A 16,050-nucleotide genomic window follows, 5' to 3' on the forward strand; every position below is an offset into this window, starting at 1 on the left:
GCCCTGGCCCCCCCTCATCCGACCCCTTCGGGGCCACCTTCTCCCCGCTGGGGAGAAAGGAAAAGGACAGATTTTCCGGCTGAGGGCCGCGAGGGAGAAGAGACGATGACCGACGTATTCATTTACGACCACGTGCGCACGCCGCGCGGCCGCGGCAAGAAGGACGGCTCGCTGCATGAAGTGCCGTCCGTGCGCCTTGCCGCCAAGACGCTGGAAGCGATCCGCGACCGCAACGGCCTCGACACCAACACCGTCGACGACATCATCATGGGCTGCGTCGACCCGGTCATGGATGCCGGCGCCGTCATACCGAAGGCCGCCGCCTTCGAGGCCGGTTATTCCACCCGGGCGCCCGGCATGCAGATCTCGCGCTTCTGCGCCTCCGGCCTTGATGCCGTGAACTTCGCGGCCGGCAAGATCGCCCAGGGCGCCGATGACATCGTCATCGCCGGTGGCGTCGAGAGCATGTCGCGCGTCGGCCTCGGCATGTCCGGCGGCGCCTGGTTCATGGATCCTTCGGTCAACTTCCCGGCCTATTTCATGCCGCAGGGCGTCTCCGCCGATCTGATCGCCACCAAATATGGTTTCAGCCGCGACGACGTCGATGCCTATGCCGTCGAGAGCCAGAAGCGCGCCGCCAATGCCTGGGAGAAGGGCTACTTCAAGAATTCCGTCATCCCGGTGAAGGACCAGAATGGGCTGACGATCCTCGCCCATGACGAGCACATGCGCCCCGGCACCGACATGCAGGCGCTGGCTTCGCTGAACCCGTCCTTCCAGATGCCGGGCGAGATGGGCGGCTTCGAAGCCGTCGGCATCCAGGCCCACCCCGAGGTCGAGCGGATCAACTACGTCCACCACGCCGGCAATTCCTCCGGCATCGTCGATGGCGCAGCCGCCGTATTGCTCGGCTCCAAGGCCGGTGGTGAAAGCCTCGGCAAGAAGCCACGCGGCCGCATCAAGGCCTTCGCCAATATCGGCTCCGATCCGGCGCTGATGCTGACCGGCCCGGTCGACGTCACCGAAAAGCTTTTGAAGCGCACCGGCATGTCGCTTGCCGATATCGACCTCTTCGAACTCAACGAAGCCTTCGCCGCCGTCGTGCTACGCTACATGCAGGCCTTCGACATCGCCCACGACAAGATCAACGTCAACGGCGGCGCCATCGCCATGGGCCATCCGCTCGGCGCCACGGGCGCGATGATCCTCGGTACCGTGCTCGACGAGTTGGAACGCCGCGACCTGAATACCGCGCTGGTCACCCTCTGCATCGGCGCCGGCATGGGCACGGCAACCGTCATCGAACGCGTCTAAGGGAGAGAGACGATGAGCTACACCAATTTCACCGTCGCCACCGATGCCGATGGCATCGCCCTTGTCACCTGGGATATGCCCGGCAAGTCGATGAATGTCTTCACCACCGAGGTGATGGAAGAGCTGAACGCCATCGTTGACGCCACCGTCGCCGACAGCGCCGTCAAGGGCGTGGTGATCACCTCCGGCAAGTCCACCTTCTCCGGCGGCGCCGATCTGTCGATGATCAAGGCGATGTTCACCTTCTACAACGACGAGAAGGCCGCCAATCCCGATACCGCCGCGCAAAAACTGTTCGATCTCGTCGGCCGCATGACCGGTCTGTTCCGCAAGCTCGAAACCTGCGGCAAGCCGTGGGTCTCGGCGATCAACGGCACCTGCATGGGTGGCGCACTCGAAATGTCGCTCGCCTGCCACGGCCGCGTGGCCTCCAATGCCAAGTCCGTCAAGATCGCGCTCCCTGAAGTCAAGGTCGGCATCTTCCCGGGCGCCGGCGGCACGCAGCGTGTCGCGCGCCTTGCCGATGCCCAGTCCGCCCTGCAGATGATGACCACGGGCCAGTCGCTCTCCGCCTCGCGCGCCAAGGCGATGAACCTCGTGCATCAGGTGGTCGAGCCGGATCAGCTGATTCCTGCTGCCAAGCAGATGATCAAGGATGGCCTGAAGCCGGTCGCCCCCTGGGATGAAAAGGGCTTCAAGGTTCCGGGCGGCGGCATCTGGACGCCTGCCTCCGCGCAGCTCTGGCCGGCCGCTCCGGCGATCCTGCGCCGCGAGACGGCGGGCAATTATCCGGGCGCGCTTGCCATCCTGAAATGCGTCTATGAAGGCCTGCAGGTACCCTTCGATACGGCGCTCAAGATCGAGCAGCGCTATTTCACCCAAGTGCTGCAGACCACCGAAGCCTTCTCGATGATCCGCTCGCTGTTCATCTCGATGCAGGAACTCGGCAAGGGCGCCCGCCGCCCGGCCGGTCAGCCGAAGACCGAACTCAAGAGGATCGGCGTCGTCGGCGCCGGCTTCATGGGCGCCTCTATCGCTTACGTCTCGGCTGCTGCTGGTCTCGAGGTAACGCTCATCGATCGCGATATGGACGCGGCGAACAAGGGCAAGGCGACAGGCGAGGGCCTGGCGAAGGACTCCGTCGGTAAGGGCCGGCTGACGCAGGATGAAGCGGTCGCGATCCTCGCCCGCATCACTCCCTCGGCCGACTACGCCGATCTCAAGGATGCTAGCCTCGTCATCGAAGCCGTCTTCGAGGACCGGGACGTCAAGAAGGCCGTCATCGAGGCCGTCGAGGAAGTGCTGCCCGAAGGCGCCATCTTCGCCTCCAACACCTCGACCCTGCCGATCTCCGGTCTTGCCAAGAACTCGAAGCGCCCCGCGGATTTCATCGGCATCCATTTCTTCTCCCCGGTCGAGAAGATGATGCTGACCGAAGTGATCCTCGGCAAGGAAACCGGCGACAAGGCGCTCGCCGTGGCGCTCGACTACGTCGCCGCGATCAAGAAGACGCCGATCGTCGTCAACGATACCCGCGGCTTCTTCGTCAACCGCTGCGTCCTGCGCTACATGTCGGAAAGCTATGACATGCTGATTGAGGGCGTGCCGCCGGCGATGATCGAGAATGCCGCCAAGATGGCCGGCATGCCGGTCGGACCGCTGGCGCTGAACGACGAAGTGGCGATCGACCTGTCGCTGAAGATCCTCAAGGCCACCGCCGCCGATCTCGGCGATAAGGCCATCGACCCGCGCCACATGGAGCTCGTCTCCCGCATGGTCGAGAAGGAAGGCCGCTTCGGCCGCAAGAATTCGAAGGGCTTCTACGACTACCCGCCGAAGCCCGCCAAGAAGTCACTCTGGCCAGAGCTCAAGACCTTCTATCCGCAGAAGAAGGCCGATGATCTCGATATCGAGGTGCTGAAGCAGCGCTTCCTCGTCACCATCGCGCTGGAAGCCGCCCGCACCGTCGAGGAAGGCATCGTCACCGATCCGCGCGAGGCCGATGTCGGCTCGATCCTCGGCTTCGGTTTCGCGCCCTATACCGGCGGTGCGCTGAGCTATATCGACGGCATGGGCGCCAAGGCCTTCGTCGAACTGGCGGAAAAGCTGGCGGCCTCCTACGGCCCGCACTTCAAGCCGACGCCGCTCCTGAAGGACATGGCCGCCAAGGGCGAGACCTTCTACGGCCGCTTCGATCCCTATCGTGGAGAGAAGGAGGCGGCCTAAGCCGCCTCTGACAGGGTGCCCGCACTAAGCAGCCACCCACTACGCCGTCATGCTCGGGCTTGTCCCGAGTATCCACAACGGCAGGCACGGCGTAAGACGGTTGCGTAGATCCTCGGCTCAAGGCCGAGGATGACGTCCCTCTCTGGAGGCGCCCCTCAAGCGATCGCCGTAATCTCCAACTCCTGATCACCCACCATGGCAAGATCACCCACGCCCTTGCCCATCAAGCCCCGCGCGACAGGCGAGACAAATGAAATCGACCCGGCCTTCGGATCCGCCTCATCCTCGCCGACAATCCGATAAGTCTGCACCCGGCCGTCATCGCGGCTGAAGGTCACCTTGCTGCCGAAGGCGACGGTGCCGATGGAGGCGGGCGCGGGTATCACCTGCGCGGTGCGCACGCGCTCGGCGAAATAGCGGAAATCGCGCAGCGGAATGGCCGTCTGCCGCCGCTTCTCGTTGACATCCTCGATCCCCGCGGCGGCTTCCACGCCTTCGCGTGCCAGCTGCAGCTGCTCTTCCAGCGCCTTCAGCCCGGCTTCGGTGACGAGGTTCGGATGTGGCGAGATCGGGCGGTCGGGCAGATGGGTTTCCGCAGCCGTTTCCGCGCTCTCTTCCTTGACGAAAGCGGTACTCAATTCTCAAACTCCATTCAGGCTGGCGCCGTCATCGGGCGCAGGCGGGCGCGTGATCCGCGCCCATCCCCTCAGCCTGCCTGATCGGACCCGAAGCGGTCAACATCGAACTCGGCTTCGTCGGTTTCCTCTTCGTCATCCATGACCTCGTAGGCCATGCTGTGATCGGCAAGGATCGCGCGTCGGATGATCCGCGGCGCGCTCATGCCGAGCTCGCGGCCATTTCCATGCAGCGCCCAGCCGATCAGCGCTTCGTCGGAGATGGCGGAGACACCACCATCGAGCTCGGGTGACTTCGCCATCGGCAATGCTGCCATCAGCTCGGCCCGGGCGCCGGGCATCGAGCTCGGCTTTAGCGAGGCGAGCGCGCTGGCGCCGAAGGAGGGCACGGAAGGCCGGATCTCGGGCCGGATGGCAACGGGATCGATCGACGCCGTCTGGACCGGATCGACCGGTGCTGCGGCTTTCTCGCTGCCCGGCCGGAAGGCCGGCAGCGGCACGCTCAGCGAAGCGAGATTGGTGAAGGTCTCAGGGGCAGGCTTTTCCGGCACAGGCGCTGCTGCCAGCATCGGGATCTCGCGCCGGACGCTGCGCGGCGTCGGCACCAGCGCCATCGCCAGCTTGCTCGGAAGCGTCGCGCTGCTGCCCGTATCCTCATCGTCCTCGGCCGAGGCGATCTCGACCGTCTTCACGCTGCCGCGCTTCTTGTATTCGGCGACCGCCTGGTTGTAGCCCGGCAGCGGCCGTCCATCGGCCGGCACATGCATGGTTCTGCCGCTCGGGAAGATGCGCGCCAGCTCCTGGCGCGACATCCGCGGCCAGGCGCGCACCCGGCCGACATCGAGATGCACGAAGGGCGAGCCGGATTTCGGATAATAGCCGACGCCGCCGCCCTGCATCTGCATGGCGATGCCGCGCAGCTTGGAAAGCTGCACGCCCGGAATATAGAAATCCATCGCCTTGCCCAGCATGTGCTGGCTGTTCTTGGCAACGCCTGTCAGGCGCGAGCGGGTGCGCAGCATGTTGTTGGTGGCCGGGGAACGGTAGGCGGAAACGATATGGATGTAATCGCGCCCGCCGGCCTTCTGATAGACTTCCCAGACGAGATCGAGCAGCCGTGGATCCATGCGGGCCGGCTCGTTGCGGCGCCAGTCGCGCAGGAAACGGTTGATCTGCGTCAGCCCGCGCTGATCGAACTTGCCGTTGCGCTTGAAGGTGATCGTCGCCTTCTCGCCGGTATGGGTGAAATAGAGTTTCAGCGCCCGGTCTTCGGCCGCCGCGCCAACCTCGGAGCCGAGAAAGGCCGGCACCGCCAGAAACGCAGCCACGAGAGCCCGGGCCGCACGCCGCGCCAGCGCCGAAAGGAAGCCAAGCCCCTCGCGCTCCCCAACCGCCCGCGTTTCCGCCGCATATTCCATCATGACCATCTCCGTCTTACGCGGGAACAAAGGCAGCAGAGGTCCGGTGAACGCCTACAATACCGCGCCTGAAGCAGCGATTATGGTCAATAAAGGTTTAACAAGGGGTTGATGGGGGTGGGTGCTTGCAGTCGTCGGGCGTGCTCAATTGCCGACAACGCCGTGAATTGCAATTTATAGTGGATTAACGCTTCTTGTCGAAACACTGTTTGTGTAAGCTTTCGATTCAAATCTAGGGATCGGATCATGCCTAAGTACGCGCCAATTAAAGAGCGGTTTACAACCACGTTGTTGAACTCGATTGTTGCTTATTTGATCTTCCTATTTGTATCGGACAGTCCGTGGCCTACTGGCGGCTTAGAGTCGGTCTGGCTCTTCAGTGCGATATCTTTTTGGTTCTTTGCCTCGCTTTCAGCTCCTTGGTTTGCGCCACCGAGGGATACGCTAAGTACTGCCACTAGTACGATGCTTGGGCTCATAGCGATTGATCTGACAACAATCCAAGGCCTAGGAAGCCAACTAGAGGTTATACGATGGGTCGGGATCGCGCTGTCGCTAGCAATAATAGTAATAGCATCTCTTGCGATATTATTTCATGACGATGCGGATAAATCATATTTCGGATCGTTTTTATTTAGACTTACAGCAGTAGTTGGTCGCGGCGAGCTGTTGTTTTCAATCCCAGCCATGATTAGCATCGTTGCCGTCTATCACAGCGCGCCAATCGCGATGTCGTGGCTCTTGCTGTACTGGATCGCTGTCGTTACGGGAAAACCGATCGAACGCGTCGCTTCCGCGCTACGCTTGCTTCGCGCCGACCGACTTTCCGAAAGTGATAGAGAGGCAATTGGTCATATTGTAAGGGTCGATCACCCGAATATTGTACGGGTTAAGCTTCAATCGATGGCTGCTTGGAAGCCAAATCGCTTGTTCACTGCCGGAATGCCCGACGGAAGCCAACAGTATGTATTTTCTCTTTTCTCGCAGATACAAGGCACGGACGTTATTGGGACCGGTCTCTGCATTGCTAGCGTCCAAGAGAAGACGACGGCTGCTACGGGCAAAATCTATGCAACCCACGATCAGGAGAGGACCGCCGAGTTCATAAACGCAATAGCGGGGTCAAAGGACGCAGAGCTGGTGGGGTTCGTAGTTGAGAACTCAAGCATATCTGTGATCAGTTTTGAGGTATCCATGCAAACCGACCTGCGCGAGGGAGACGTGGTTTTTGCAAATACCAAAGGTGCGGAGGTATTCTATCAAATCATTGGAGCGGAAACTTTTGAGGAAAGCTTCGATCAGAATCCTCGCGGAACTCATGTCGTTCGCGCAGCGCAATTAGGCGCTTACTCGTCTAAAGACGGATTCAAAAAATACGCTTGGCTACCAATGATGAACGAGCCGATTTTCGTCGCAGCTAGCCGCACGTTTCAGGCACCGGAGCTTTCCAAAGACGAATTTGTCATCGGGAAATTGCCTTCGACTAGTATCACAGCAGTTGCTCGCGTGAATGAGCTGATTGAATATCACACAGCGATACTAGGCGTTACTGGCACAGGGAAAACTGAGTTGGCGCTTGATATTATTCGTGAGGCTGCTTGGCGCGGAACTAAGATTTTTTGCGTAGATTTCACGGGTGACTATCGAGTTCGCTTGGCCGATCTAGGCCCAATATTCCCAAGTCCAGATCGAAAGAAGGCAACCGCAATGGAGGGCTTGCTGGCTGCAATCGACTCGTTTGGGTTTAAGGCCGAGGCCGAGAAGTCCAAGCTGAAAACTCTTCTCAATGAGATTCGAGACGAAACAGCGAAGGTCATTGATGACTTCCTCAAAAATGATGAAACTCAACTTGCTATCTTCGAACTTTCAGAAATCTCCAACTCTAAAGCTGGATTGAGACTTACAGAAATCTATCTCTCCGCCATCATGAATTGGGCGCGCGAGCATCGCCGGGCACGCCAGATTCTTATCTGTCTTGAAGAGGCCCACACAATAGTACCCGAGGTGAACAGCGGATTTGATGGTGAAACTCGTTGGGTTGTAGAGAGGATTGGCCAGATTGCCCTTCAGGGACGGAAGTACGGAGTAGGATTGCTTGTCATAACTCAAAGGACGGCTCTAGTTAGCAAGACAATCCTCTCACAATGCAATACGTTTCTAACTCATTCTCTAATTGATCAAACGAGCCTGTCGTTTCTTGAGAGCGTCTATAGCAGCCAGCACGTTCGACTAATTCCCAATTTGGGTAAATTCGAGTTTCTCGGTTTCGGAAAGGGGCTGAAAGCCGAACGTCCCATCATTCTCAAGCGTGATTTTGATGCAAAAAAGTTGGATGCAAGCATGGCACTAACCAAGCCGCTCGCCGAGCCAAAGTCAGAGCAAGAAATTGAGGGAGCTCTTCAGTTATCTGATGCTGGCCCCAAAATAACCTCGCTTTGAGCAACGTTTGAAACATCGATGGAATGGGGGCCTTAAGCCATCACCCCTTCCATCTCCCGATGAAACTCCAACGATCGCCGGATCCCCTCCTCAAGGCTCACCTTCGGCGCCAGCCCGAATTCCCGCTGCAGCGCCGTATCGCCACAGCGATAGAACACCCCTTCCGGGCGGCTTGCGGTGCCGCTCACCTTCGGTGACCAGCCGAGCTGGCGGCTGATGCGTTCGGCGAGGTCGATGAAGGAGGTGGCGTCTCCGGTCGAGAGGTTGAGGGTCGCGCCTGAGGTCATGGCGTCCATCGTTTCGATCACGAAGCCGACGCAGTCGGAGATGTGGATGAAGTCGCGGCATTGGTGGCCGCTGCCCCAGACGGAGACTTCGGGGGCGCCGCGTTCGCGGAGCAGGCGGCGGCAGATGGCGGGGAAGGGATAGGCGAGGTCCTGGTCTTCGCCATAGCCGCTGAACGGGCGGTAGGCGACGGCGCGGCCGTCATAACGCTCGACATAGAGCTTCATCAGATATTCGCCCGTCAGCTTCGTCCAGCCATAGCTGAGATCAGGCACGCCGATCGGCCGGTCGAAGGAGATCATGTCCTCGGAAAGGATGGTCTGCGCCTCGAAGGTCTGCAGCGAGACGGGATAGGCGGCGCTCGAGCTGAAATAGACGACATTGCCGGGCCGGTTTTCGCCCGCCCAGCGCCAGAGTGCTGCATCGACGGCCAGATCCTCGGCAACAAGCAGCGTCTGGTTCTCGAGCGTCATGCGCCCGCCGACGAGGGCGGCGAGATGGAAGACATAGTCGAAATGCTCGCGACTACGGTCGAAATAGCTGCGGCAATCCTCCTGCAGGAAGGTGAAATGGCGGTTGGACAGCTGCTTTTGCGATGGCGCAAGCGCGCCGGTCCCCGGTTTCAGCAGGTCGACGGAGACGACGTCCATTCCTTCGGCAAGCAGCCGCTCGCTCAGATGCCGGCCGACAAAGCCGCATCCCCCAGTCACCAATGCACGCGCCATGATCCCTCCTAGGCCGCAAGAAAGGCATTTTCCCCCGTGTAGATCGCGATCATCTTCCGGTCCCATTCCTGGCGGGAGGGTGCGATCTTCTTTCCGAAGGCGCGGGCGCCCTCGGTGAGTTTTTCGACGAGACTGTCGTTCTTCACCTTGCCGAGTGCGTCGGCCAGCGAGGCGGCATCGCCGCTCTTGAACACCAGCCCGGCGCCATTCGCCGCGATCTCTTCGGAGATCAGCGCATTGCTGCTGACGATCAGCGGAATGCCGCTCATGATCGCCTCGGCGGCAACCAGGCCATAGGGCTCCGGCATGCGCGACGGCATGATGAAGACGCGCGCTTCGCCGGCAAGCCTGGCGACGGTGGCATCATCCAGCCAGCCGGGAACCCAGCAATGCGGCAGGGTCTTCTGCATCTCTTCGAGCAGCGGCCCGCGGCCGATCAGGGTCGCGGCCTGGCCGGTCATCCTGAGCGCATCACCGAGCGTGCGCACGCCTTTCTCCCAGGTCATGCGGCCGAGAAACATGATGCGCTCGCGAAGCCACGGTTCGGTCGGCTGGCGGGTCAGCGGTTCGGTCGGCGTGCGCAGTGTCTGGAAATGCTTGAGCGGCCCGGGCGTCAGATAGGCTTCCATGTTTTCATGGGCGAGGATTACCTCGATCCGCTCCCAGAAAGCCTCGCCGACACCGGCCTGTGCCAGCGTGCGGCGGAAGCGCCAGAGCTTGTGCAGATAGTTGCGCTTGTCGCAATTGGTGGTCAGGCAGCCGAGAGACATCGGCGTCACGCCGCAGATCTCGCCGCTCTTGTAGTTCAACAGGCCGCCATTCGGGCAGTTGAGGAAGAAGTCATGGGCGGTGACGATGACGCGCGCGTTGCTCTGTGACAGCGCGTGGAAGATTGAGGGCGAGAGGATCTGGTTCCAGCCGTGAACATGGACCACTGTCTCGTCGGCCGATTCCTTGAGCAGCCCAGACAGCGCCTCATAGGCCCGCTTGTTGAAATGCCGGTCGAAGATATTGGCGATCGCGGGCCCGTCGCGCAAAGGCTTCTCGCCGAGCGCAATGGTGCGCACATCAAGCCCGTATTCCTTCAGCCCGGCCCCGTCGTCGCCGACGAAGAAGGTGCAGTTGACCCCGGCATCGACACAGGCTTCCAGGCATTGGATGGCAACCTTGGTGGCGCCACCCCGGACAACGGAAACGTCATTGACGACAATCAGGCGCATATGTGGAACCAAAGCTTTGCCAGGGGTCCAGGGCGGACCCGTGTCGATGAGGATAGAAGATTGTTGCCCGGCTCAATGAGGCGATGGATCGCACGCTATTGCAATTCAGCCTTTTGCATTAGCCTACCATTACGGGCACCGGCGGCGATCTTTTGTACAACCGTCGCGCTTGCGTTTTCGCGCATGGCGACGGCGGTCCGGCAGGCAGGTTCTCTGTGGAGACCTTACTCCGCGGCTGCCCGCTTCTGGCCCGAAATCTGGGTAATGAAGGCGCGAAGTGCGGCCGGGCGCACCGGCTTGTGCTGCACGGCAATCCCGTGGCGTTCGGCTTCCGCCCGGATTTCGAGCGTCCGGTCGGCCGTCAGAAGCAGCGCCGGAAGCTCGGCGCCGAACCGCTGGCGCAGATCGAGGATCGCGGCAATGCCGCTTCCGTCGTCGAGGTGATAGTCGGCGATCACCAGATCCGGCGCCGGCGCATGGAAGTCCGCCACTTCGGCGAGTGAAGCCAGCGATTGCACCTCACAGCCCCAGCCGGAAATCAGAAGGCGCATGCCCTCGATAATATTCGGTTCGTTGTCGATGCAGAGTATCTTCAGGCCGCGGAGCGTCTGCGCCTGGCGCTCGGCGCTGACGGCGGCAACCGGTGCTGCCCCCAGCTTCGTCGTGTCGAGCGGCATGGTGATGCGGAAATCGGTTCCCTTGCCATGCGTCGAGTGCAGTTCCACCGGATGGTTCAGAACGCGGGCGATGCGATCGACGATCGAAAGCCCAAGCCCCAGCCCGGTTGCCGTCTTGGCGCCTTCGTCGAGGCGGGCGAATTCCTTGAAGACGGTGCGGAATTTCGAGGGCGGAATGCCGATGCCCGAATCCATCACCTGGATCACCACCTTGTCGCCGCGCCGGCGCGCACCGACCAGCACCTTGCCGGTCAGCGTATATTTGATGGCGTTGGAGACGAGGTTCTGCACCAGGCGGCGCAACAGGTTCGGGTCGGAGCGCACCTTGAGCGTGGTCGGCATCACCACCAGCTTCAGCTTCTTCTCGCGGGCGATCGGCGCGAAATCGGTCTCGATCCGCTGGAGAAGATCCGACAACGGCACCGTCGTCAGCCGCGGCCGCATCGCGCCGGTATCCAGCCGCGAGATATCGAGCACGGCACCGAGAATGGTCTCGACCGATTCAAGCGCCGAGTCGATGTTGCGCACGATCGGCCCGTTGTCGGATTGCGCCATGCGTTCGACCAGCGCCGATGAATAGAGCCGCGCGGCATTCAGCGGCTGCAGAATGTCGTGGCCGGCCGCCGCAAAGAACCGCGTCTTGCCGATATTGGCCTCATCGGCCGATGCACGCGCTTCGCCGAGCTCGTGGTTGACCCGCGTCAGCTCGGCGGTGCGTTCGGCAACGCGCTGCTCCAGCGTTTCGTTCGCCTGTTTCAGCGCCCTGTCGGCCTCAACACGCTGGGTAATGTCGGTGAAGGTAGCGACGATGCCCTTGTCCGGCATGGCGTTGGAGCGCACTTCGATAATGCTGTCGCCGCCGCCGAGCACCAGCGAAAATGGCTTGTCGAGCGTCTGGAAGTGGCGAACGGTCTGCGCCAGATCGGCGGCCGGGATGTCGCCGCGCTGGCCGAGAATGGCAACGATCTCCGACAGCGGAAATCCGACCCGGCCGACATCTTCAGGCAGGTCGAGCAGCTGGCGGAAGCGCCGGTTCCAGATCGTCAGCCGATTGGAACTGTCAAAGACGGCGATGCCCTGGTCCATCTGCGACAAGGCCGTCTGCAGCATGTCCTGGTTATATTGCAGCGCCTCGCTGGCTTGATCGAGCAGCCAGGCCGTATCCGACGACGCATCCTCGATCTTCTGCAGGATCAGCGACAGCACCAGCCTTGCCGAAGACGAGCCGATGGCGCTGCCGAGCAGCTGTTCGCTGAAGTGGATCAGCGCCATGTCGGCCGGCTGGTCGTCTTCCAGTTTGCGGCCGGAGCTTTGCTCGTAGGTCGCAAGCGAGCGCTGCATCCGTTCCTCGCCGAGATAGCGGGCGATGGCGGCCTTCAGATCGCCGACGCTGATCCGCGTCTTCCAGCCGCGCGTCGCAAATTGCGAGCGCGACTGCCGCTTGACGAAGATGCCCGCCTGGATGCGCTCCAGCGGCCGGGCATTGCGCGTCATCGAGCCAACGATGAAGAAAGCCGTGTTGACCAGCAGGCTCATCGTGGTTGCGTTGACGAGAGGGTCGGCATCCGGCGCGGTGAACACGGTGGTGCCGGGAAACAGGAAGCCCAGGAAGCCGCTGGCGATATAGGAATAGTCGGGCCCGCCGAGCGACGGCAGGAACAGCAGATAGAACCAGATGACGAAGCCGGAGGTCAGCCCGAGGATCGCGCCGCGCGCATTCGCCCGCCGCCACACGAGGCCGCCGAACAGCGCCGGCGCGATCTGTCCGATCGCCGCAAAGGAGAGCAGGCCGATCGAGGCGAGACCCGCCGTACTGTCGGTCGAGCGGTAATAGGCGTAGCCGAGCAGCAGGACGGCGAAAATGGCGCTCCGGCGGATGTTGAGCAGCGTCTTGGCAAAGTCGTCGCGCTGGCTGGCGCGTCCGGCGAGCTTCCGCCGCAGGAAGATCGGCATGATGATGTCGTTCGACACCATGATCGACAGCGCCACGGAATCGACGATCACCATCGCTGTTGCCGCCGAGAAGCCGCCGATGAAGGTGATCAGCGACACCACCGGCATCTGCCCTGCAAGCGGCAGCGAGAGCACATAGAGGTCGGCATTGCCGGCGCCGCCGAAGGTCAGCAACCCGCCGATCGCCACCGGCAGCACGAAGAGATTGATGGCGACGAGATAGAGCGGGAAGAGATAGCCGGCGAGCCGGAGCTGCTTGGCCGTCCTGTTCTCGACGACTGTCACATGGAACTGGCGCGGCAGCATGATGATCGCAAAGGCCGAGAGCAGCGTCAGCACGATCCAGCGGCTGATCGGCGTCTGGTAATCCAGCGCCGCGGTCACCAAGGGGTTCGCCGCACTTTTCTCCCAGAGGTCCATCGGCCCATCGAACAGGAACCAGATGACGCAGATGCCGGCTGTGAGAAAGGCGATGAGCTTGACGACGGATTCCATCGAGACGGCGAGGATCAGCCCGTCCTGATGCTCGGTCGCATCCGTGTGGCGGGTGCCGAACATCACAGCGAAACAGGCAAGCATGAGGGTGACGATCAGCGGCAGATCGAGGAAATAGAGATTGCCGCTGCCGATGCCGTAATCCTGCGGGTTCACGACGACAGAAACGGTGCTCGAAATCGCCTTCAACTGCAGCGCGATATAGGGAATGACGCCGACCAGCGAGATCAGTGCCACGATCGTCGCGACGGTTGAATTTTTCCCGTAACGCGCCGCTATGAAGTCTGCGACCGACGTCAGCTTCTCGGCTTTGGCAAGCTCGATGATCCGCCGCAGGAGCGGCATGCCGAGCGTGAAGACCAGGATCGGTCCGATATAGATCCCGGCAAATTCGAGGCCGTGCTGCGAGGCAAGGCCGACACCGCCGAAATAGGTCCAGGACGTGCAATAGATCGCCAGGCTGAGCGCATAGACAACGGGCCAGCCGCCTTCCTGCGTGCCAAGCCGGCGGCTTTTGCGGTCGCCATAGCTCGCGACGGCAAACAGCAGCAGCATGTAGCCGAAGGCAGACGCGATTATGACCCAGCCAGGAAGCATCGATCCTCCACCGGCGAGTTGTTCGCCGGGCCCCTTAAGTTTCAAAGATTAGGGGAAATGCCCGCCTTTGGAAATCGGGGCGGTCTAGACCTTAAGTCCAAGACGCCGGAAGAAGTGGTTATTCAAAATTAACAATTGAATAATTATGGCGGACATGTAGCTAATAAAGCACGGACTGTCAGTGAGTGCGCATCAGAGGGAGACAGATCGGATGCTCAACGAATTCAAAGCGTTTATTGCCCGCGGTAACGTCATGGACCTGGCGGTCGGTGTCATTATCGGCGGCGCTTTCGGCGGTATCGTCAAGTCGCTTGTCGACGACATCATCATGCCGATCGTCGGTGCCATCTTCGGCGGCTTCGACTTCTCGAACTATTTCATTGGTCTCTCATCGGCCGTCAACGCACCGACGCTGGCTGCCGCCCGCGCGCAGGGCGCCGTCTTTGCCTATGGCAATTTCATCACCGTCCTCATCAATTTCCTCATCCTCGCATGGATCATCTTCCTGATGGTCAAGGCCGTAAACATGCTGCGTAAGCAGATCGAGCGTAACGAGGAGAAGGCCGCGGAAGACGCGCCGCCGCCGGCAGACGTTGCGCTGCTGACGGAAATCCGCGATTTGCTGGCCAAGCGTCCGGCCTGATTTTAGCGCCTTTGAGCCCTGCTGTTAGGCAGGGCTCCATCCATCACGAAAATCGATGTGACATCACGCATTCTCATTGGGATTTGCGCCGGGTTTTGTTCTATGAAGGCCAAAACCGGAGTCCTTCATGTCGATCGTCAATAGCCTCAGCCCGCGCGCCATCACGGCACCCGAAAGCGGGATCGTCGAAGTCGTCAATTATGCCCGCGGCCGCGAAGGCCTGCTGCCTCTTTGGGTCGGCGAAGGTGATCTGCCGACCCCCGATTTCATCAGCAAGGCTGCGATGGATGCGCTTGCGGCCGGTGAGACCTTCTACACCTGGCAGCGCGGCATTCCCGAACTGCGCCAGGCGCTTTCCGACTACTATGGCCGTCATTTCGGTGTGACGCTCTCTCCGGAACATTTCTATATCACCGGTTCCGGCATGCAGGCGATCCAGATTGCCGTGCAGGCGATGACCTCGCCGGGCGACGAGATCGCCTATCTGACGCCCGCCTGGCCGAATATAGCAGCCGCGCTTGAAATCGCCGGCGCCCGTTCGGTGGGCGTCGAGCTTCAGTTCGAAGGCGGCAAATGGGCGGTTGATCTCGACCGGATCGAAGCTGCGATCACGCCGAAGACCAAGGGCCTCTTCGTCAACACACCGTCGAACCCGACGGGCTGGACGGCGACGAAGCAGGATCTGGCACAGATTCTCGAGATTGCCCGCAAGCACGGCCTGTGGATCATGGCCGACGAGATCTATGCCCGCTACTTCTACGCCGGCGGCCGCGCGCCCTCGTTCTTCGACGTCATGGAACCGGGCGACAAGATCTTCTTCGTCAATTCCTTCTCGAAGAACTGGTCGATGACCGGCTGGCGCGTCGGCTGGATCGTTGGTCCGCCGGAAACCGGACAGGTGCTGGAAAACCTGATCCAGTATTCGACCTCCGGCGTTGCGCAGTTTATGCAGAAGGGCGCGGTCGCAGCGCTCAACCACGGCGACGATTTCGTCGCCGCCAATATCAGCAAGGCGGCCGAAGCCCGCGATATCCTCTGCGACGCCCTGATCGCCACCAATCGCGTCGAGACGCTGAAGCCCGATGGCGCTCTCTATGCGTTCCTGAAGATCGACGGCATCACCGACAGCCGCAAGGCCGCGATCGATATCGTCGACAAGACCGGTGTCGGCCTGGCGCCGGGTGCGGCTTTCGGCGCGGGCGGCGAACTCTTCCTGCGCGCCTGTTTCCTGCGCGATCCGGCCCAGGTTCGCACCGCCGCCGAGCGCCTTTGCGACTACATCATGAGCCGCTGAGATGGGAATGCCCGGCGCCATCAGCCGGGCATCTGCCCCGTATTTGGCCGGTTCGATAAAATTGTAGCGAAAGCCGAAATCGGCCTCTAACCACAGCCGCAAACTTAGCCGCCGGAACGGCCCAAAACG

The 16,050-nt window shown here is 61.2% G+C and carries 10 protein-coding genes; 5 read left to right on the forward strand and 5 right to left on the reverse strand.

What is annotated here, in order from left to right:
* Positions 1 to 105 precede the first annotated feature (105 nt).
* Positions 106 to 1,314 (forward strand): acetyl-CoA C-acetyltransferase, encoded by a 1,209-nt coding sequence (locus tag AC1DIJ_RS18185; protein ID WP_112387530.1) that lies wholly within the window; start codon positions 106 to 108, stop codon positions 1,312 to 1,314.
* A gap of 12 nt (positions 1,315 to 1,326) precedes the next feature.
* Positions 1,327 to 3,540, forward strand: a complete 2,214-nt coding sequence (locus AC1DIJ_RS18190; protein ID WP_112387531.1) for a 3-hydroxyacyl-CoA dehydrogenase NAD-binding domain-containing protein — start codon at positions 1,327 to 1,329, stop codon at positions 3,538 to 3,540.
* 155 nt (positions 3,541 to 3,695) lie between these two features.
* Here AC1DIJ_RS18190 and greA read toward each other — a convergent pair whose 3' ends face one another.
* Together greA and AC1DIJ_RS18200 are read right to left on the reverse strand one after the other, a co-directional pair.
* Positions 3,696 to 4,178 carry a transcription elongation factor GreA gene (gene greA / locus AC1DIJ_RS18195; protein ID WP_112387532.1) on the reverse strand — a complete coding sequence of 161 codons (483 nt, stop codon included), beginning with the start codon at positions 4,176 to 4,178 and terminating at the stop codon, positions 3,696 to 3,698.
* 68 nt (positions 4,179 to 4,246) lie between these two features.
* Entirely contained in the window at positions 4,247 to 5,602 is a 1,356-nt protein-coding gene (locus AC1DIJ_RS18200) for a peptidoglycan L,D-endopeptidase MepK (protein WP_477831502.1), read from the reverse strand.
* A 237-nt stretch (positions 5,603 to 5,839) separates the two neighbouring features.
* On the opposite strand from AC1DIJ_RS18200, the gene AC1DIJ_RS18205 reads away from it, so the two are divergent.
* On the forward strand, positions 5,840 to 8,032 hold the full coding sequence (locus tag AC1DIJ_RS18205; protein ID WP_112387534.1) for an ATP-binding protein: 2,193 nt from the start codon (positions 5,840 to 5,842) through the stop codon (positions 8,030 to 8,032).
* A 32-nt stretch (positions 8,033 to 8,064) separates the two neighbouring features.
* On the opposite strand, the gene AC1DIJ_RS18210 is transcribed toward AC1DIJ_RS18205, so the two are convergent.
* From AC1DIJ_RS18210 to AC1DIJ_RS18220, 3 genes are all read right to left on the reverse strand, one after another.
* On the reverse strand, positions 8,065 to 9,042 hold the full coding sequence (locus AC1DIJ_RS18210; protein ID WP_112387535.1) for an NAD-dependent epimerase/dehydratase family protein: 978 nt from the start codon (positions 9,040 to 9,042) through the stop codon (positions 8,065 to 8,067).
* Positions 9,043 to 9,050: 8 nt separating this feature from the next.
* Positions 9,051 to 10,262: a glycosyltransferase family 4 protein gene (locus AC1DIJ_RS18215; protein ID WP_112387536.1), complete on the reverse strand. Its 1,212-nt coding sequence runs from the start codon at positions 10,260 to 10,262 to the stop codon at positions 9,051 to 9,053.
* 224 nt (positions 10,263 to 10,486) lie between these two features.
* The gene (locus AC1DIJ_RS18220) at positions 10,487 to 13,984 is read right to left on the reverse strand and encodes a PAS domain-containing hybrid sensor histidine kinase/response regulator (protein ID WP_112444532.1); all 3,498 of its coding nucleotides are present in this window, start codon (positions 13,982 to 13,984) and stop codon (positions 10,487 to 10,489) included.
* A 211-nt stretch (positions 13,985 to 14,195) separates the two neighbouring features.
* Between AC1DIJ_RS18220 and mscL the strand changes: the two genes are divergently transcribed.
* The gene (mscL, locus tag AC1DIJ_RS18225; protein WP_112387538.1) at positions 14,196 to 14,627 is read left to right on the forward strand and encodes a large conductance mechanosensitive channel protein MscL; all 432 of its coding nucleotides are present in this window, start codon (positions 14,196 to 14,198) and stop codon (positions 14,625 to 14,627) included.
* 127 nt (positions 14,628 to 14,754) lie between these two features.
* Positions 14,755 to 15,921 (forward strand): pyridoxal phosphate-dependent aminotransferase, encoded by a 1,167-nt coding sequence (locus tag AC1DIJ_RS18230; protein WP_112387539.1) that lies wholly within the window; start codon positions 14,755 to 14,757, stop codon positions 15,919 to 15,921.
* Positions 15,922 to 16,050 lie beyond the last annotated feature (129 nt).

Source organism: Rhizobium sp. 10N427, from assembly GCF_056394605.1.